Source organism: Nocardioides pelophilus (genome assembly GCF_014180685.1).
Lineage (GTDB): Bacteria > Actinomycetota > Actinomycetes > Propionibacteriales > Nocardioidaceae > Nocardioides > Nocardioides pelophilus.
Map to the genome: position 1 here is coordinate 14543 of NZ_JACEHF010000017.1, position 17851 is coordinate 32393.

20 protein-coding genes are annotated in these 17851 nt (G+C 71.2%); 12 read left to right on the plus strand and 8 right to left on the minus strand.

The annotated features are described in order from the left end of the window. Window positions 1–8: 8 nt before the first annotated feature. Genes H0488_RS05620 through H0488_RS05630 form a run of 3 tightly spaced genes read right to left on the minus strand, consistent with a single transcriptional unit; the run spans window position 9 to window position 2992 of the window. Complete coding sequence (locus H0488_RS05620) at window positions 9–1184, minus strand: Mrp/NBP35 family ATP-binding protein (protein WP_183098305.1); 1176 nt, start codon at window positions 1182–1184, stop codon at window positions 9–11. A 34-nt stretch (window positions 1185–1218) separates the two neighbouring features. After that, the gene (locus H0488_RS05625) at window positions 1219–1740 is read right to left on the minus strand and encodes a DUF1003 domain-containing protein (protein WP_183098306.1); all 522 of its coding nucleotides are present in this window, start codon (window positions 1738–1740) and stop codon (window positions 1219–1221) included. Beyond that, entirely contained in the window at window positions 1733–2992 is a 1260-nt protein-coding gene (locus H0488_RS05630) for a magnesium transporter MgtE N-terminal domain-containing protein (protein ID WP_183098336.1), read from the minus strand. Before H0488_RS05630 ends, H0488_RS05625 begins: the two co-directional genes overlap by 8 nt. 142 nt (window positions 2993–3134) lie before the next feature. Between H0488_RS05630 and H0488_RS05635 the strand changes: the two genes are divergently transcribed. Beyond that, window positions 3135–3665 (plus strand): hypothetical protein, encoded by a 531-nt coding sequence (locus H0488_RS05635; RefSeq protein WP_183098307.1) that lies wholly within the window; start codon window positions 3135–3137, stop codon window positions 3663–3665. A gap of 60 nt (window positions 3666–3725) precedes the next feature. On the opposite strand, the gene H0488_RS05640 is transcribed toward H0488_RS05635, so the two are convergent. After that, window positions 3726–4925, minus strand: coding sequence for an acyl-CoA dehydrogenase family protein (locus H0488_RS05640; RefSeq protein WP_183098308.1), 1200 nt, complete (start codon window positions 4923–4925; stop codon window positions 3726–3728). Between the two features lie 93 nt (window positions 4926–5018). Further along, a complete protein-coding gene (locus tag H0488_RS05645; protein WP_183098309.1) occupies window positions 5019–6080 on the minus strand; it encodes a hypothetical protein in 1062 nt (353 codons plus the stop codon). Window positions 6081–6132: 52 nt separating this feature from the next. Here H0488_RS05645 and H0488_RS05650 point away from each other — a divergent pair, with 52 nt between their 5' ends. The 7 genes from H0488_RS05650 to H0488_RS05680 all read left to right on the plus strand — a co-directional run bounded on the left by H0488_RS05650 (window position 6133) and on the right by H0488_RS05680 (window position 12039). After that, the gene (locus H0488_RS05650) at window positions 6133–7023 is read left to right on the plus strand and encodes a glycosyltransferase family protein (RefSeq protein WP_183098310.1); all 891 of its coding nucleotides are present in this window, start codon (window positions 6133–6135) and stop codon (window positions 7021–7023) included. Window positions 7024–7039: 16 nt separating this feature from the next. After that, a complete protein-coding gene (locus H0488_RS05655) occupies window positions 7040–8161 on the plus strand; it encodes a hypothetical protein (protein WP_183098311.1) in 1122 nt (373 codons plus the stop codon). A gap of 73 nt (window positions 8162–8234) precedes the next feature. Beyond that, entirely contained in the window at window positions 8235–8417 is a 183-nt protein-coding gene (locus tag H0488_RS05660) for a DUF5302 domain-containing protein (RefSeq protein WP_183098312.1), read from the plus strand. A gap of 46 nt (window positions 8418–8463) precedes the next feature. Continuing rightward, a complete protein-coding gene (locus H0488_RS05665) occupies window positions 8464–9381 on the plus strand; it encodes an ABC transporter ATP-binding protein (RefSeq protein ID WP_183098313.1) in 918 nt (305 codons plus the stop codon). After that, the gene (locus tag H0488_RS05670; protein ID WP_183098314.1) at window positions 9378–10172 is read left to right on the plus strand and encodes an ABC transporter permease; all 795 of its coding nucleotides are present in this window, start codon (window positions 9378–9380) and stop codon (window positions 10170–10172) included. Before H0488_RS05665 ends, H0488_RS05670 begins: the two co-directional genes overlap by 4 nt. A 4-nt stretch (window positions 10173–10176) precedes the next feature. Continuing rightward, window positions 10177–10956, plus strand: a complete 780-nt coding sequence (locus H0488_RS05675) for a MerR family transcriptional regulator (protein ID WP_183098315.1) — start codon at window positions 10177–10179, stop codon at window positions 10954–10956. Window positions 10957–10983: 27 nt separating this feature from the next. Beyond that, window positions 10984–12039: a MaoC family dehydratase gene (locus H0488_RS05680; RefSeq protein ID WP_183098316.1), complete on the plus strand. Its 1056-nt coding sequence runs from the start codon at window positions 10984–10986 to the stop codon at window positions 12037–12039. A 40-nt stretch (window positions 12040–12079) separates the two neighbouring features. Here the strand turns inward: H0488_RS05680 and H0488_RS05685 are convergent, their stop codons facing one another. Beyond that, window positions 12080–12568, minus strand: a complete 489-nt coding sequence (locus H0488_RS05685) for a DUF6174 domain-containing protein (protein ID WP_183098317.1) — start codon at window positions 12566–12568, stop codon at window positions 12080–12082. A gap of 113 nt (window positions 12569–12681) precedes the next feature. On the opposite strand from H0488_RS05685, the gene H0488_RS05690 reads away from it, so the two are divergent. Continuing rightward, the gene (locus H0488_RS05690) at window positions 12682–13329 is read left to right on the plus strand and encodes a DUF6758 family protein (protein WP_183098318.1); all 648 of its coding nucleotides are present in this window, start codon (window positions 12682–12684) and stop codon (window positions 13327–13329) included. A gap of 6 nt (window positions 13330–13335) precedes the next feature. Here the strand turns inward: H0488_RS05690 and H0488_RS05695 are convergent, their stop codons facing one another. Then, a complete protein-coding gene (locus tag H0488_RS05695) occupies window positions 13336–14403 on the minus strand; it encodes an NAD(P)H-dependent amine dehydrogenase family protein (RefSeq protein ID WP_183098319.1) in 1068 nt (355 codons plus the stop codon). A 29-nt stretch (window positions 14404–14432) separates the two neighbouring features. Between H0488_RS05695 and H0488_RS05700 the strand changes: the two genes are divergently transcribed. Next, a complete protein-coding gene (locus H0488_RS05700; protein WP_183098320.1) occupies window positions 14433–15302 on the plus strand; it encodes a PHP domain-containing protein in 870 nt (289 codons plus the stop codon). Continuing rightward, complete coding sequence (locus H0488_RS05705; RefSeq protein WP_183098321.1) at window positions 15299–15913, plus strand: MarC family protein; 615 nt, start codon at window positions 15299–15301, stop codon at window positions 15911–15913. The genes H0488_RS05700 and H0488_RS05705 overlap by 4 nt, the downstream gene beginning before the upstream one ends. A gap of 323 nt (window positions 15914–16236) precedes the next feature. On the opposite strand, the gene H0488_RS05710 is transcribed toward H0488_RS05705, so the two are convergent. Then, window positions 16237–16998: an SDR family NAD(P)-dependent oxidoreductase gene (locus tag H0488_RS05710; protein ID WP_183098322.1), complete on the minus strand. Its 762-nt coding sequence runs from the start codon at window positions 16996–16998 to the stop codon at window positions 16237–16239. Window positions 16999–17059: 61 nt separating this feature from the next. On the opposite strand from H0488_RS05710, the gene H0488_RS05715 reads away from it, so the two are divergent. Next, window positions 17060–17851, plus strand: a complete 792-nt coding sequence (locus H0488_RS05715; protein ID WP_183098323.1) for a ParA family protein — start codon at window positions 17060–17062, stop codon at window positions 17849–17851.

A 17851-nucleotide genomic window follows, 5' to 3' on the forward strand; every position in this document is an offset into this window, starting at 1 on the left:
CTAGCCGGTCAGAACCGGTTGCTCGGGGTCAGGCCCAGCTGCATGCCGGCGAGCCCGCGGTTGCGGCCGTCGAGCCGGTCGGCGATCTCGGTGAGCGCCGCTGCGGAGAGCGAGGTGGGGTCGGCCTCGACGACGGGCTTGCCGTCGTCCCCACCCTCACGGAGGGCGATGTCGAGCGGGACCCGACCGAGCACGGGCACGTCGTAGCCGAACCGCTGCGAGAGGGTGGCCGCGACCCGGTCGCCGCCCCCGGTGCCGAAGATGTCGAGCCGGTGGTCCTTGCCCTCGGGTGTGCAGTGGGGGCACGGGAGGTAGCTCATGTTCTCGACGACGCCGACCACGCGCTGGTGCATCATCGAGGCCATCGTGCCGGCCCGCTCGGCGACCTCGGTGGCAGCCTCCTGCGGGGTGGTCACGACGACGACCTCGGCGCCGGGGAGGTGCTGGCCGAGCGAGATCGCGATGTCACCGGTGCCGGGGGGCAGGTCGAGCAGCAGGATGTCGAGGTCGCCCCAGTAGACGTCGGAGAGCATCTGGACCAGCGCCCGGTCGAGCATCGGGCCACGCCAGGCGATGACCTGGTCGCGGCGGGGCTTGAGCATGCCGACCGAGATCACCGAGACGCCGCTGGCGGTCGGCACGGGCATGATCAGGTCCTCGACCTGGGTGGGTCGGGCGTCGGCCACCCCGAGCATGGCGGGGATGGAGTGTCCGTAGATGTCGGCGTCGACGATGCCGACCTTGCGACCGGCGTTCGCCAGCGCGAGGGCGAGGTTGACGGTGACCGACGACTTGCCGACGCCGCCCTTGCCGCTCGCGATCGCGAACACCTTGGTGAGCGAGCCGGCCTGCGCGAACGGGATCTCGCGCTGGGCCTGGCCGCCGCGGAGCTGCTCGTGCAGCGAGCCGCGCTGCTCGGAGGTCATCACGCCGAGGTCGAGGTCGACCCGGGTGACCCCCGCCAGGGCGCTGACGGCGGCGGTCACGTCGCGGTTGATCGTGTCCTTGAGCGGGCAGCCGGCGACGGTCAGGAGCACCCGCACCTTCACCGTGCCGTCGTCCTCGACGGAGACGGTGTCGACCATGCCGAGATCGGTGATCGGCCGCTTGATCTCGGGGTCGTTCACAGTGGCCAGGGCGGCCTGCACCTGGTCGAGCGTGGGGAGGGTGTGCGTCGTACTCATCGTCACGAGTCTACGGAGCGACGGCTGCAGGTCGTTACTCGCGGCCCTCGTGAGACGCCCCACCCTCGGCGTCGCGCTCCTCGAGCTCTGCCAGCAGCGCCCGCAGCTCCGAGCGCAGGTAGTCGCGGGTGGCGACCTCGCCCAGCGCCATGCGCAGCGAGGCGACCTCGCGGGTGAGGAACTCCATGTCGGCGTGCGCCCGGGTCGCCGCGTCGCGGTCCTGGGTCGCGATGACCCGGTCGCGGTCCTCCTGGCGGTTCTGCGCGAGCAGGATCAGGGGAGCGGCGTACGACGCCTGCAGGCTCAGGATCAGGGTCAGGAAGATCAGCGGGTAGCTGTCGAAGCGCCACTCCTCCGGCGCCAGGAAGTTCCAGGCGACCCAGGCGATGACGAACAGGGTCATCCACATCAGGAACTTCGCGGTGCCCATGAACCGAGCGAACCGCTCGGCGAAGATCCCGAACGTGTCGGTGTCGTACGACGGTCTCCGCACGAACTGACGGCGGAGGGCCCGCGGGGTGTCGAGCCGGTCTCCGGGCCGGCGCGGCTCAGCCATCGCTGTCCCTCGACGACGCGGCGCGCTCGCGCCAGTTGTCCGGGAGCATGTGGTCGAGCAGGTCGTCGACCGTGACCGCGCCGAGCAGGCGCCGGTTCTCGTCGACCACCGGGGCCGCGACCAGGTTGTAGGTCGCCAGGTGCGCCGCGACCTCGTCGATGGTCGCCTCGGGCCGCAGCACCTCGAGCTCGTCGTCGAGCGCGCCGGCGACCAGCGTCGACGGCGGCTCGCGCAGCAGGCGCTGGATGTGGGCGATGCCGATCAGCTTGCCCGTCGGGCACTCGAGCGGCTGGCGGCAGACGTAGACGAGGGCAGCCAGCGCCGGGGTGAGCTCCGGGTTGCGGACGTGTGCGAGCGCGTCGGCGATGGTCGCGTCCGGACCGAGGATCACCGGCTCCGGCGTCATCATCGCGCCGGCGGTGTTCTCGACGTACTTCATCAGCCGGCGGACGTCCTCGGCCTCATCCGGCTCCATCAGCTGCAGCAGGATCTCCTGGGTCTCCGGCGGCAGGTCGGCGATCAGGTCGGCCGCGTCGTCGGCCGACATCTCCTCGAGCACGTCGGCGGCCCGTTCGGAGTCGAGCTGCTCCAGGATGCCGACCTGGTCCTCCTCGGGCAGCTCCTCGAGGACGTCGGCGAGCCGCTCGTCGTCGAGCGCCATGGCGACGGCAGTACGGCGCTCCGTCGGCAGGTCGTGGAGCATCTGGGCCGCGTCCGCGGCGTGCATCTCGTTGATCGCCGCGACCAGGTGGGTCGCTCCCTGACGGTCGTCGGTGCGGGACAGGCCGACGACGTCGTTCCACTCGACGACGTGGGTCTGCCCGCGGCGACGCAGACCCTTGGACGGCTCCTGGATCGCGACCCGGCTCAGCACCCAGTCGCGGGTGCGGGAGCGCTCCATCGCGACGTCGTAGACCGAGCCGGTGACACCGGTGCTCTTGACGGTGACGGTGCGGTCGAGCATCTCGCCCATCACCAGGGTCTCGGTCGAGCGCTGCTCGAACCGGCGCATGTTGAGGAGCCCGGTCGTGTAGACCTGCCCGCTGTCGATCGTGGTCACCCGGGTCATCGGCAGGAACACGCTGCGCCGGCCGAAGACCTCCGCGACCATGCCGAGCACCCGCGGCTGCGCACCCTCCAGCCGCATGGTGACCACCAGGTCGCGGACCTTGCCGACCTGGTCGCCCTGGGGGTCGAAGATCGGCAGGCCCACCAGCCGGGCGGCGTAGACGCGGGAGGGGGTGCTCACGATCCGAGGTTATCGGTCGCGACAGGAGATTCCCCGAAGGTGCGCCGCCGACGGCTCGGGGCCGTTGCCACCCCCCATCGACCGGAGTAGAACATCGAAGGACGGCCGGCGGCGGAGCCGGCTGCGGGACGAACGGATGAGCCGGATGAAACGCTTCTTCAAAGAGTCTCTCTCGCCGACGATGGCGGTCGCGATCCTCGCCCTAGTGGTGGCAACGGGCGGGACCGGGTACGCCGCGGCGCGGTTCGGGAACGACAGCGCGGCCTCGAAGCAGGGCATCGCCTCGGCACAGCTGGCCGGCGCGGCTGCCCAGCCGGTGCTGCGGTCGGGCAAGACGATGGTCGGTTACTACGCCGCCGGCGGCTCGGACGGCACGACCGGCTACATCGGGGAGGGCATCACCTTCCCCGCGAAGCTGCCTGCGGGCTTCAACAACAACCACGTCCAGTACCTCGCGCAGGGTGACCCGTTCACCACCCGGTGCCCCGGCCCGGGCTCCGCCAAGCGCGGGTGGATGTGCTTCTACGAGGGGCAGAGCTCGGGTGTGGACCTCTGCTGCATCTACGACCAGAGCTACAACTCCCCGGCGGTCGCCAACTACGGGGTCCGCATCTACTGGAGCGTCAACGGGTCCTCCAGCTACGCCGACGGCCAGTGGGTGGTCCGCGCCCCGTGACCGACGCAAGGAGCCGGCGACCCGTGCGGGTCGCCGGCTCCGTGGTCCGCCGGGCGGTGCTCAGCCCTTGAGCTTGTAGTCCTCGAGCATGGCGCGACCGATGATCATCTTCTGGATGTCGGTGGTGCCCTCGCCGATGAGCATGAAGGCGACCTCGCGGTAGAGGCGCTCGATCTCGTACTCCTTGGAGTAGCCGTAGCCGCCGTGGATCCGGAAGGAGGCCTCGACGACCTCGTGGGCGTACTCGGAGGCGACCATCTTGGCCATGCCGGCCTCGACGTCCATGCGCTGACCGCTGTCCTTCATCCGGGCGGCCTTGACCATCATCGTGTGGGCGACCTCGACCTTGGTCGCCATCTCTGCGATGCGGAAGAGGATGGCCTGGTGGGCCGCGATCGGCTTGCCGAAGGTCTGGCGCTGCTGGGCGTAGGCCACGCCGAGCTCGAAGCCGCGCCAGGCCAGCCCGCAGGCGCGGGCGGCGACGTTGACGCGGCCGACCTCGACCCCGTCCATCATCTGGTAGAAGCCCTTGCCGGGCTCACCGCCCAGGACCTGGTCGGCGCGGACCACGTGGTTCTCGAGGACCATCTCGGTGGTCTCGACGCCCTTGTAGCCCATCTTGTCGATCTTGCCCGGGATGGTCAGGCCGGGAGCGGTCTCGCCGAAGCCGGCCTCCTTCTCGATGAGGAAGGTGGTCATGTTGCGGTAGACCGAGTCGGCGCCCTCGTCGGTCTTGCAGAGGGTGGCGACCAGCTTCGACTCCGCGCCGTTGGTCAGCCACATCTTCGTGCCGGTGATCTTGTAGGAGCCGTCGTCCTGCTTGACCGCCTTGGTGGAGACGGCCGACACGTCGGAGCCGAGGCCCGGCTCGGACATCGAGAAGGCGCCGCGCATCTCGCCGGTGGCCATCTGGGGCAGGTACTTCTGCTTCTGCTCCTCGGTGCCGTGCTGCATCACCATGTAGGCCACGATGAAGTGGGTGTTGATGACGCCGGAGACGCTCATCCAGCCGCGGGCGATCTCCTCGACGCACAGGGCGTAGGTGAGGAGCGACTCGCCGAGGCCGCCGTACTCCTCGGGGATCATCAGGCCGAAGACGCCGAGCTCCTTGAGGCCCTCGACGATCTCGGTGGGGTACTCGTCGGCGTGCTCCAGCTCCTGGGCCACCGGGATGATCTGCTCGTCGACGAAAACCCGGACGGCCTTGAGGATCTCAGTCTGGTCCTCGGTCAGGCCGTCGGTCTCACACAGGCGGGGCATCGGTTCCTCTTTCGCTCCGGCAGGGTTGGAAGAATCCATCCGACTCTACCGGCGGGTAGCGGGTTCGCCGCCCCCGCGGCCGCATCCGAGACGTCAGCCGCGCCGCCGACGCGCCGCGCCCGCCGCGTAGTTGGCCAGGGCTGTGATCGACGCCTCAGCGACCGCCGCTTCGTCGTACGGCGGAAGCGGGCGCGCGCTGGTCTCGTCGGGCACCAGTGCGTCGAGGTCGCCGTGGACCGGGTAGCCGCGCTCCCGGACGGTGGCGACGGTCCGCCGGGCGTGCTCCTGCACCCAGCCGAGGTGCTCCGGCGGCAGGGTCAGCTTCGGGCTCGCGCTGCGGGCCAGGACGCCGTGCGCGAACGGCCACCGGACCGCCTCGGTGTAGTCCGACTTGTAGTCGGGAAGCCGGTCGCCGAGGGCGGCGTTGACCCGCCGGAACACCTCGGACTCGACGACCCCGAACGAGGCGTTGACCGACCCCTTCGGGCGGGTGACGGCCGAGCTGGGGAAGCCCACCACCTCGCCCATCAGGTCGAAGACGCCCTCCGGATCCTGGGAGTACGACGGGACGACGATCAGGTGCATCCGGGACGGGTCGACCGCCCGCCCCCAGCGGTCGAGGATGTCGATCGGGTCCTGACGGCGCCAGAACTGCTCGGCCCACGTCCCCCGCCGCTCGCGCACGTCGTCCAGGAACGTCGGGTAGCTGTCGGCGAGCCGGTGCTTGAGGAACTGCTGGTAGTCCGACGGCACCTGCTGCGTCCAGTCGCGCACGGTCAGCACCACGTGGAGGTCGACGTCCGCCTCGTCGCAGAGCGCCGCGATGGTGTCGACGTCCTCGGGGCGCACCTCGGCGAGGTCCTCGTTGCTGACCAGCAGCACGTCACCCGCGGTCTCGCGGATGGTCGCGGGCACCTTGCGCAGCGCCGGGGCGCGGTGCTCGCCCGCGAAGCCCTCGACCGGGCGCCAGCCGAGCGGACGCAGCAGGCCGGCGATGTGGGCGGGCCGCCCGACGTACGGGAGCCCGACCCCTTCGCCGGCGAGCTCGTCGACGGACATCCAGAGGCCCGCCTGGAGCGACGACGTGCCGGTCTTGCTGCAGCCGACGTGCATCCACAACGGGCGGCGTCCGGGGGCGTCCGGTTGATGGGTCACGCGCGTTAGCGTGCCAGACTTCCGACCGCAGACGAGCGAGAGAGGGGGCGGGATGGGCTCGACCACGCAGCGACCGGAGGTCGCCGTGATCACCATGGCGCGCGACGAGGGTGACCTGCTGCCGCTGTGGGTGTCCCACTACGCACGCCACGTCGGCATCGACAACCTGGTGGTGCTGGACGACAACTCGGTCGACGGGTCGACCGAGGGGCTGGGCTGCACCGTGCACCGGGTGCCGGAGCTCAAGGGGGGCCTCGACTTCGAGCCGGTGCGGATGCGGCTGATGAACGGCCTCGCCTCCGGCCTGTTGGCGGTCTACGACTACGTGGTGTTCGTCGACGTCGACGAGTTCCTGGTGACCGACCCCGACGTCTACCCGACCCTGCCCGACCTGCTCGAGGACCGCGGCCGCCCGGAGGCGATCGGCGCGATGGGCCTCAACGTGGTGCACGTCCCGAGCGCCGAGCCGGAGCCGCTCGACCTGGGCCGTCCCCTGCTCGAGCAGCGCAGCTTCGCCAAGTTCACGCCGCTGATGTGCAAGCCGTCGGTCAAGCGGATCAACGCGGGCTGGGCGGTGTCGTCACACGGGCTGAAGGCGCCGTACTCCATCGACCCCGAGCTGTTCATGCTCCACCTCAAGTTCGCCGACCGGTCCCGGCTCGCGGAGGTCGCCGCGCTCCGCAACGCGGTCAGCAAGGCGGACGGCCGGGCGGAGGAGGCCAGCTGGGGCAGGGCGGCCGACGAGGTGCTGGCGGTCTTCGACCAGGTCGTCGCCGACGTCGACCCCGCCGCCGTACCCGAGTTCGACCCCGCCTCCGTCGACCTCGACGAGATGGTGATCTTCCTCAACGGCCGGCATCGCACCCCGAAGCAGGGCCAGATCGCCGCGCTGCGCAAGCAGCCGCTGGTGCGGATCCCGACCCGGATCTCCGGGGCCCTGTGATGTCGGGGGCCCTGTGATGGCGGGGGCGAGGAGGGTCTACCTCCACGTCGGCGCCCGCAAGAGCGGCACGACCTCGCTCCAGCAGGCGCTGATCGCGTCGGCCGGCGTCCTCGACGAGCACGGCGTGCACCTGCTGCTGCCCGACCGCGAGGTCGCCCGGCGGCAGCTGATGGAGCCGCTGCGCACCCTGCGCTCCGCCGACACCGCCGAGGCCCGCGAGGGCGTGCGCGCCGCCGTGCGCGCCCTGCGCGAGGAGATCGAGGCGCACGACGCCGCGACCCACCTGCTGTCCGTCGAGACGCTCGCGGAGATGCCGCGCACGGTCACCGACCTGGTGGTCGAGGGGCTGGCCGGGCTCGAGGTGCACGTCGTGGTCACGGCGCGGCACTGGGGTCTCACCGTCCCGTCGGAGTGGCAGCAGGGCGTGAAGAGCCGGCTCAAGATCACGCTCCCCGACTTCGTCACCGCGATCCAGGAGCGCGGCGACGCCGCGGCTGGGTTCCTGGCGCGGCAGGACGTCCCCGACATCGTCGAGCGGTGGGGGTCGCTGCTGCCTCGTGACCAGGTCCACGTGGTGGCGGTGCCACCGCGGTCGACGACCGGAGCGACCTTGGTCGACCTGTTCTGCGGCGTCGTCGGGTTCGACCCGGAGCTGCTGGAGATGCCCGGCGGCGACCTCAACACGTCGCTCTCGCTCGGCCAGGCCGAGCTGGTCCGCCGGGTGAACACGGTCCTGGGCGACCGGCTGCCGCTGACGGGCGGCCACTACCAGGAGGCCATCAGGCGATGGGTGGTCCGGGGCGGCCTGATGAAGCAGGAGCGCTCCTCGATCCGGCTGCCGACGGAGTGCGCCGCGTGGGCCGTGGCAGAGGCTCAGCGTCAGCTCGACGCGATCCTCGCCAGTGGCTTCGACCTGGTCGGCCGGGCCGAGGACCTGCTCCCGGCCGCCGACGCCCCGACCGGACCGCTCGAGGTCAGTGACGAGGAGATCGCCCGGGTGGCGGTCGAGACGATCGCCGACCTCGCCGACCGCCACGTCGCTCAGGTCCACCAGCTGGAGGAGCGCTACGAGGCGTTGCGGGCCGAGGTGCGGCAGCTCCGGGCGGCCGCGCGCCGCAAGGCCCGCAAGGGAAGCTGATATCCGCTGGTCATCGCTTGGGTCGCGTGTCAGGGTGGATGGACCATTCCGGTTCACGCGAGAAGGAGCAGCCATGGCTGAGCAGGACCCCAACGAGGACCTGAAGGCGAAGATGCGGGCCGCGCTCGACCGCAAGAACAACCGGGAGCAGGGCGTCCACGCCGACGGTCCGGTCCAGGAGAAGGCGCACGGCTCGGAGGTCGTCGGCGGCGCCCCGAAGATGCACCGCCGCAAGGCCGGCGGCGGGGGTTCGTAGACCGGGGCTTGACCCTGACGCAGCGTCAACCTTCCACGATGGGTTCATGACCAATCGAACCCCTGCGATCGAGGTTGCCGGACTGCGCAAGTCGTACGGCGACCTCACCGTCCTCGACGGCGTCGACCTGACCGTTCCCGAGGGCACGGTGCACGCGCTGCTGGGCCCCAACGGCGCCGGCAAGACCACCGTCGTCAACATCTGCTCGACCCTGCTGTCCGCCGACGCGGGCGTGGTCCGCGTCGCCAGTCTCGACGTGATCACCGAGTCCGACCGGGTCCGGTCCGTGATCGGTGTGACCGGCCAGTTCTCAGCGATCGACGAGCTGCTCACCGGCCGGGAGAACCTGCGGCTGATGGCCGACCTGGCCCACCTCGACCGGGCGACGGTGGCCGCGAGCGTCGACGCGCTGCTCGAGCGTCTCGACCTCGGTGATGCCGCCGACCGGCGTGCTCAGACCTACTCGGGCGGCATGAAGCGGCGCCTCGACCTGGCGATGACCCTGATCACCCGGCCCCGGTTGATCTTCCTGGACGAGCCGACCACCGGTCTCGACCCGCGCAGCCGTCGCGAGGTGTGGGCCATCGTGCGCGAGCAGGTGGCGGACGGGGTGACCGTGCTGCTGACGACGCAGTACCTCGAGGAGGCCGACGCGCTCGCCGACCGGGTCGCCGTGCTCGACGGTGGCCGGCTGGTGGCCGAGGGCACGCCCGCCGAGCTGAAGCGGCAGGTTCCCGGCGGTCACGTGCAGGTCGAGTTCACCGACGGGCGCAGCGAGCGGATCGCCAGCGACGGCAGCGTCGCCTCGCTGCGCCGGATCCTCGACGGACTCGACGACCGCGAGGTCGCGGGCGTGACCGTCGGGACCGCCGACCTCGATGACGTCTTCCTGGCGCTCACCGGCCACCCGACTGTGGATCCCGGAAACGACGCGGAGGCCGACGCCCAGGGGGTGCTCGCATGAGCACGACGTACGTCGTCCGCGACTCCGTGACCATGCTGCGGCGCAACCTGCTGCACTGGGAGCGCTACCCGTCCCTGGCGATCATGCTGGTCGCCCAGCCGATCCTGTTCCTGCTCCTGTTCGTCTACGTCTTCGGCGGCACCTTGGGCGCCGGGCTTCCCGGCGTCCCGGGCGGGGGCGATCGCACCGACTACCTGGGCTACATCACTCCCGGGATCCTGATCATGGCCGTGGCCAGCGTGGCTCTCGGCACCGCGATCTCGGTGGCGATGGACATGAGTGGCGGCATCATCGCCCGGTTCCGGACCATGGACATCGCGAAGGTCTCGGTGCTCACCGGCCACGTGCTGGGTGCGGTGATCAAGACCCTGCTGACCACCGTGATCACGCTGGCGGTCGCCGTCCTGCTGGGCTACCGCTCCGACGCAGGGGTGGGTGAGTGGCTGGCGGCGTTCGGGGTGATCCTGCTCCTCGCCTTCGCGCTGACCTGGCTCACCGTGGCCATGGGGCTGGCCGCGGACAGCGTCGAGACAGCGAGCAACACGCCGATGTTCCTGGTGCTGCTCCCGTTCATCAGCAGCGGGTTCGTGCCCACCGACGAGATGCCGTGGGGCCTGCGGCACTTCGCGGAGCACCAGCCGTTCACGCCGATGATCGACAGCCTCCGGGCGCTGACCTCCGGCGCCTCGCCCGGGTCGGACCTGTGGCTGGCGATCGCCTGGTGCCTGCTCATCGCGCTGGCCGGATACCTCTGGGCGCGTCGCCAGTACACCAAGGTTCCGGCACGCTGATCCCATGCTGACCATCGGTGAGCTCGCGTCGTACGCCGGCGTCACGGTGCGTGCCGTGCGGCACTACCACGCCAAGGGGCTGCTGCCGGAGCCGGAACGTGACCACTCGGGCTACCGGCGGTACGACGCCGCGGCGGTCGTGGAGCTGATCCGGATCCGCACCCTCGCCGATGCCGGCGTACCGCTGTCGCGGGTCAAGCAGCTGCTCGCTGCCGGGGACGAGGAGTTCGGCGCGGCGGTCGAGGAGATCGACCGCCGGCTGCGGGCCGAGATCCGGGAGCGGCAGCGACACCGGGAGCGGATGGCCCGTCTCGCGGCCGGGGAGAGCCTCGCCCTGCCGGCGGAGGCGGTCGCCTACCTCGACCGGCTCCGGGAGCTGGGGATCCCGGAACGCATGATCGAGGGCGAGCGGGATGCCTGGATCCTGGTCGCGGCGCACCTGCCGGAGCGGATGGAGCTGTACATCCGGAGCAAGCGGGACCAGCTCGACGACCCTGCGGTGGTCGAGTTCTACCGCGACCTGGACGAGATGATCGACTGGGCGCCCGGCGACCCCAGGCTCCCGGCGCTGGCCGACCGGATCGTCGCGCAGCTCGAGTCGGTCGACGAGGCGGAGTGGGAGGCGTTCGCGGCCGACGGCGGGATGTCCGAGGACCTCGTGGCCCTGCTCGACTCGATGTTCGTCGGCCAGGTGCCGGTCGCACGCGAGCTGATGCGGCTGGTCGAGGAGCGGGGCTGGGCCGGCTGGACGAAGCTCGAACGCGTGGACCGGCGGCAGGCCTGACCGCGTCACGCGGCAGAATGTCCGCCCGTGAGCGAGACGACTGCGTCCAAGACGAACCCGGGCAACTTCTTCGAGGACTTCACCGTCGGTCAGGTGATCGAGCACGCGACGCCGCGCACGGTGACCGAGGGTGACCGCGCGCTGTACGGCGCGCTCTACCCGACCCGGTTCGCCGTCCCGAGCTCGGCGGCGTTCGCCGCGTCGGTCGGTCTGGACCCGCACCCCGTCGAGGACCTGATCGCCTTCCACATCGCCTTCGGCAAGACCGTGCCGGACATCTCGCTCAACGCCGTGGCCAACCTCGGCTACGCCGAGCTCCGCTTCCACCAGCCCGTACGGCCGGGGGACACCCTGTCGACGCGGTCCGAGGTCATCGGCCTCAAGCAGAACTCCAACGGCAGGTCCGGCGTCGTCTACGTGCGCTCCACCGCCACCAACCAGCGTGGCGAGGTCGCGCTGGACTGGTGCCGCTGGGTCATGGTCCACAAGCGCGACCAGGAGCTGCCGGCGCCCGAGACCGTGCTGCCCGAGCTGAAGAAGACGCTCGCCCCCGAGGACCTGGTGGTGCCCGCCGGCCTCGACTTCTCGTCGTACGACTTCGCCGCCGCGGGTGAGCCGCACCGTTTCGCCGACTACGCGGTCGGCGAGCGGATCGACCACGTCGACGGCGTCACCCTGACCGACCCCGAGCACATGCTCGCCACGCGGCTGTGGCAGAACACCGCCAAGGTGCACTTCAACACCGAGGCCCGTCCCGACGGCAACCGGCTGATCTACGGCGGTCACGTGATCTCGATGGCGCGGGCGCTGTCGTTCAACGGGCTCGCGAACGCCCAGCTGATCGCCGCCATCAACGGCGGCTCCCACGTCGCCCCCGCGTTCGCCGGCGACACCGTCTACGCCTGGTCCGAGGTGCTCGACAGCGCGGAGCTGCCCGGGAGCAACGAGAGCATCGGCGCGCTGCGCCTGCGGCTGGTCGCGACCAAGGGGCGGGACGAGTCGATGACGCTGCGCAACGACGAGGGCAAGTACGCCGACGGCGTGCTGCTCGACCTCGACTACTGGGCCCTGATCCCGCGCTGACGACCACGGTCGGTGGTCGAGGAGGTCGCGCCAGCGACCGTCAGGAGACCTGCACGTCGCGGATCACGTAGGTGATCTCGTCGTCCACGGCGTTCTCGACCTGGTCGACCGCCACGGAGTTCGGCCAGTCCTGGCCGTCGGGCCAGTCGACGACGACCTCGGCCGCGTCGGTGTCGTTGGCGCGCGCGATCACGTCGTTGATGGTGAGCTGCAGGTAGACCGGCGCGTCGCTGCCCTTCTTCATCCCGTGGCCGCCCTTGGTGATGACGGCGGAGACGACCTCGCCGTCCTCGACGGTGACCAGCACCGGACCGGTGACGGGGCAGTAGCACAGCTGCTCGAGCAGGAAGGAGTAGTCGTCCGCGTCGAGCTCGGGGTAGGTGCCCACCGTCGCCGGGTCGGTGGGCGCCGTCGTCGTCGGCGACTTCGATGCAGGGTCCCGCGCGGTGTCCCCGTCGTCGTCGCCGCTGCAGCCGGCGAGAGCGGTGATCGCGAGAACGGTGGCGGCCGCGCCGAGCAGGATCTTCATGGTGGTACGACGTTATCCGCTGCCGGCCGGTTCCGCCGGGCAGGCCGGGTGACAGGTCGGTCCGCCTGCCTGTCGGCTTGACGAGCGCGCCGAGTCACAGCACGGTGTGACCCATGTCTCTGCGCGTCGGATGCCCCCGTTGCGCGGCGCCGGTGGCTGACGACGGCGACGGTGGTTGGGCGTGCCCCGAGCACGGCGTCGTGGTGCCGCTGTGGCGACCCGCGACGGCGTCGTACGACGACTTCGCCAGCCACCTCGGCCATGCGGACGGGTTTCCGACCTACCTGCCGTGGCCGCTCGGGCCGGGCTGGACCGTGACGGACTTCGCCGTCGTCGCCGACGAGACCCGTGGTGGGCGGGCGACGATGACCTGCGTGTCCGGCACCAGCGCGCTGGACGGGCCGGTCGACGTCATCGTGATCAGCGAGGAGCCCGGCACCGGCCTCGGTGCGCGGATCGCCGGCCTGGGGCTGACCGGCCGGACCGATCCGGGCGAGGAGGTCGGCGACGGGCCGCCGACCGTGAAGGTGCGGATCGGCAGCTTCCCCGTCGGCCTGTGGCCGGTGTCGGTGAGCGGGTCCGGCGGGGAGTGGGACCGATCGGTCGTCGTCGGCGAGGCCGAGGGCCGGTGGATGTGGCTGGTGCTCCGGCCGGCCTCCGCGATCCTGCTGCTGCGCGACGACTGGATCCTGCGCGACGTGTCCGAGACCGGTCCGCAGCTGGTGGCGCTGCCGTTCGGGGGACCCGCGCCGCCCTGGTGACCGGGGCTAGGTGGTCGGCGTGGCCGGGAACCGGCCGGTGATGACCGGGAGGTCGGCCAGCGTCACGATCCCGGGCGGGGCGGCGACGACGCTCGGCACCGCGTTGGTGACGGGCATCGCCGTGTAGATCATGCCCAGGCCCATGAAGCCGTCCTCGTCCCACCCGTCGTGGGGGAGGCAGTGGATGACCGTGCGCATGTTCGGAGCGCCGAAGACCTGGATGTCGTGCCCGTGCTTGAGCGGCTTCGGCGGGTGGGCGTGGTCGCCCATCGTCCAGTTGAAGCCGACGCTGATCAGGTTGCGGTCGCCGACCCAGCCGCGGTGGTAGCCGTAGACGCTGCCGACGGTGCCGGCCGGGATCGTCATGAACCCGAGGTCTGTGTCGCCGGTCGCGGCGGTGAACGTGACGTCGAAGTCGATCCGGTCGAGGGTCACCTTCATGGCGTCGGCCATCGTCGCGACCGACTCGGCGAAGACCTCGCTCTCACGGCGGACCGACTCGGCCAGCCCGGGCGTCGCCGGGTCCTTGCCGAACCCCATCGCGCCCTGCGTCTCGGCCGACTCGTACGTCGAGCAGTCGACGGACTCCGTGATCCGGACGTGGTCGACGCTCGCGCAGCTCGCCGTCAGGGTCAGGGCGACGATGTTGGTCATGCCCGGATGGGCTCCGCTGCCGAAGATCGAGGACTCGCCGCGCTTGCAGGCGTCCTCGATGCGGGCCCGCTCGGCCGGGTCGAGCTTGGTGCCGTTGATCCAGCCGGCCGTCGTGCACACGTTGATGCCGGCCTCGAGCAGACGGACGAGCTCGTCGGTCGACGACCACAGCGGGTTGTAGACGCACGCGTCGGGCCGCAGCGCGACCAGCGCGTCGACGTCGTCGGTGGCCAGCACCCCCGACGGCTCCGGGTGCCCGGCCAGCTCGGCGGCGTCGACGCCCACCTTGTCGGGACCGTGCGCGAAGACCCCGACCAGCTCGAGGTCGGGTCGGGAGAGGATCGCGTGCAGCGACCGCCGGCCGACGTTGCCGGTCGTCCACTGGATGACCCGCAGCGGGCGGGTGGTGCCGTAGTCCATGGGGGTTGTTCTAGCACTAGCCTGCTCTGGTGCGGATCGACCTTCACACCCACTCCCGGGTCAGCGACGGCACCCAGTCGCCGACGGAGCTGGTACGGGCCGCAGCCACGGCCGGTCTCGACGTGGTCGCCCTCACCGACCACGACATCACCGCGGGTTGGGACGAGGCGTCCACCGCCGCCGACTCCGCGGGGATCGCGTTGGTGCGGGGGATCGAGATCAGCACCCGGTTCCACGGACGGGGCGTCCACCTGCTCGCCTACCTGCCCGATCCCGGCGACCCGACGCTCCGCGCCGAGCTGGACCGGATCCTCGCCGGCCGCGACCAGCGGGTCCCGGCGATGCTCGAGCGGCTGCGCGCCCTCGGCATCGACGGCGCCACCGAGGAGGCCCTCGCCGAGGTGACCGTCGACGCGGCAGCCACGGGTCGCCCGCACGTCGCCGACCTGCTGGTGCGGCTCGGTGCCGTCAGCGACCGTGACCAGGCGTTCGCGGACTACCTCGCCGAGGGCCGGCCCGCCTACGTCGACAGGTACGCCGCCGACCTGGTGCGGATGCTGGGCGTCGTGACCGGGGCCGGCGGCGTGCCGGTGGTCGCCCACCCGTGGGGTCGGGGGAGTGCGGGCGTGCTCGACGAGGACGCGTTCGCCGTACTCGCGGCTGCGGGTCTGTTCGGGATCGAGGTCGACCACCTCGACCACGACCCGGCCCAGCGCAGCCGGCTGCGCGCGATCGCCGCCGCCCTCGGACTGGTCGTCACCGGCTCCAGCGACCACCACGGCACCGGCAAGGTCGACCACGACCTCGGCGTCGAGACCACCGCCCCCGACCAGCTCGAGCGGATCCTGGACCGAGCTGCCGAGCTGGGCTCCCCGACCACCCTGGTCGGTGCGGCATGAACCTGGTCGACGGCGTGCTCCTGGTCGAGGTCTTCGTGACCCTGTTCGTGATCATGGACCCGGTCGGCACGGTGCCGATCTTCCTGACGCTGACGAGCGGTCGGAGCGCGGCGACCTCGCGGCGCTACGCCTGGCAGGCGGTCAGTGTCTCGTTCCTGGTGATTACCGCGTTCGCCTTCTTCGGCCAGCAGATCCTGAGCTACCTGCACATCTCGCTGCCCGCGCTGCAGTGCGCCGGCGGGCTGCTCCTGCTGCTCGTCGCCCTCGAGCTCCTCACCGGCAAGGAGGGCGAGCCGACGGCCAACCAGGACTCCAACGTCGCCCTGGTGCCGCTCGGCACCCCGCTGCTCGCCGGCCCCGGCGCGATCGTCGCCACCATGCTGTTCGTCAAGGAGATCGACAGCACCAAGGAGCTGACCGCGGTGTCGCTCGGCATCATCGGCGTCCACCTCGCGCTGTGGGCCGCGATGCGCTACTCCCTGCCGATCCTCAAGGTCATCCGCGACGGCGGCGTCATGCTGGTGACCCGGATCGCCGGTCTTCTGCTCTCCGCGATCGCCGTCCAGCTCGTCGCCGACGCCGTCCGCGCCTTCATCGCCGGCGAGGGCTGAGCCCAATTGGCCGAGCGTGTCGCAGACGGTGCTCGGCGCACGGGCCGTCGCTCCGCTCGGCCCGCGGCCTTCGCACCGTGCGGCTTCGCCGCGGTGCGACACGCTGCCGGCCCGCAGTTGGCGCAGTCTGTGGTGGCGGTTCGTCGGCGGCTTGCGGCGCCACGACCGCAGAGCCTGATTGGCCGAGCGTGTCGCAGACGGTGCTCGGCGCACGGGCCGTCGCTCCGCTCGGCCCGCGGCCTTCGCACCGTGCGGCTTCGCCGCGGTGCGACACGCTGCCGGCCCGCAGTTGGCGCAGTCCGTGGTGGCGGTTCGTTGGCGGCTTACTTGCGACCCCAGGACTGGTAGCGCTGCAGCATCGTGTGCGGCACCAGTCGGGTCGCGGTGACGATGGCCTTGTAGCGCTTGCTGGGGATCGAGAGGGACCGGCCCTTGTCGAAGTCGGCGAGGGCGTCGCGGACGAGACGGTCGGGCTCCAGCCACAGCGCCTTCGGCGCGGTGGAGTCGCGGTCGACGCCGAGCCGCTGATGGAACTCGGTCTTCACGAAGCCGGGGCAGAGCGCCATCACGGTGACGCCGCGGCCGGCGTACTCGTTGTGCGCCCAGGCGCTGAAGCTGTTCACCCACGCCTTGGCGGCGCTGTAGGTGCCGCGGGGGAGGAAGGCGGCGACGCTCGAGACGTTGATGACGCCGCCGTGGCCGCGCTCGACCATGCCGCCAAGGGCGGCGTGCGTGAGCCGGAGCACGGCGCGGACCAGCACGTCCTGCTGTCGCTGCTCGGTGTCCACGTCGTTGTCGAGGAACGCACCCTTGAGCCCGAACCCGGCGTTGTTGACGAGCAGGTCGACCGGACGGTCGCCGTCGGCGAGCCGGGCCTCGACCAGAGCGAGCTGGTCGGGGTCGGTGAGGTCGGCGGCGAGGGTCTCCGTCGCCACGCCGTACGCCGACCGCAGCTCGGCCGCGACCTCCTCCAGGCGGGTGGTGCTGCGGGCGACGAGGACCAGGTCGTCGCCGCGGGCGGCGAGCTGGCGCGCGAACTCGTGGCCGATGCCGGCAGTCGCGCCGGTGACGAGTGAGGTCGACATACGGAAAGTCAAACAGGTCGGTGCCACACGGGCATCCGGGTGTCCGGCATGATGGACCTCGATGAGCACCAGGGACCCCCGCCCCACTGTCCTCGCGGTTGCCAACCAGAAGGGCGGCGTCGCGAAGACCACGAGCGTCGCATCGATCGGCGCCGCGCTCGTCGAGCTCGGCCAGACGGTCCTGCTCGTCGACCTGGACCCCCAGTCGTGCCTGACCTTCTCGCTCGGCATCGACCCCGAGGACCTCGAGATCTCGATCCACCACGTGCTCACGAAGGGCGTCGATGCGACCGAGGTCATCCTCGCGACCGAGGACGGCGTCGACCTTCTGCCGGCGACCATCGAGCTCGCCCGGGCGGAGGCCGACCTGCTCACCCGCACCGGCCGCGAGCACGTCATCCGCGGCGTGCTGGAGGACATGGTGGCCTCGGGAACCCACTACGACTGGATCCTGCTCGACTGCCCGCCGTCGCTCGGCGTGCTGACGGTCGCCGCGCTCACCGCGGCCGACGGCGTGCTGGTGCCCCTCCAGTGCGAGACCCTCTCGCACCGGGGCGTCGGCCAGCTGCTCGACACCGTGCACGACGTACGCCGCTTCACCAACCGGGACCTTCAGGTGTGGGGCGTCCTGCCCACCCTGTACGACGGACGCACCAACCACGCGCGCGCGGTCCTCGACACGATCTCGGAGACCTACGACCTCGAGGTCATCGAGCCGCCGATCCCGAAGACGATCAAGTTCGCCGAGGCCCCGGCCGCCGGCCGCTCGATCCTCGCCACCAGTCGGAGCAGCAAGGGCGCGCAGGCGTATCGCGAGGTCGCCGGCAACCTGATCGCGCGAGCGAAGCGTTGA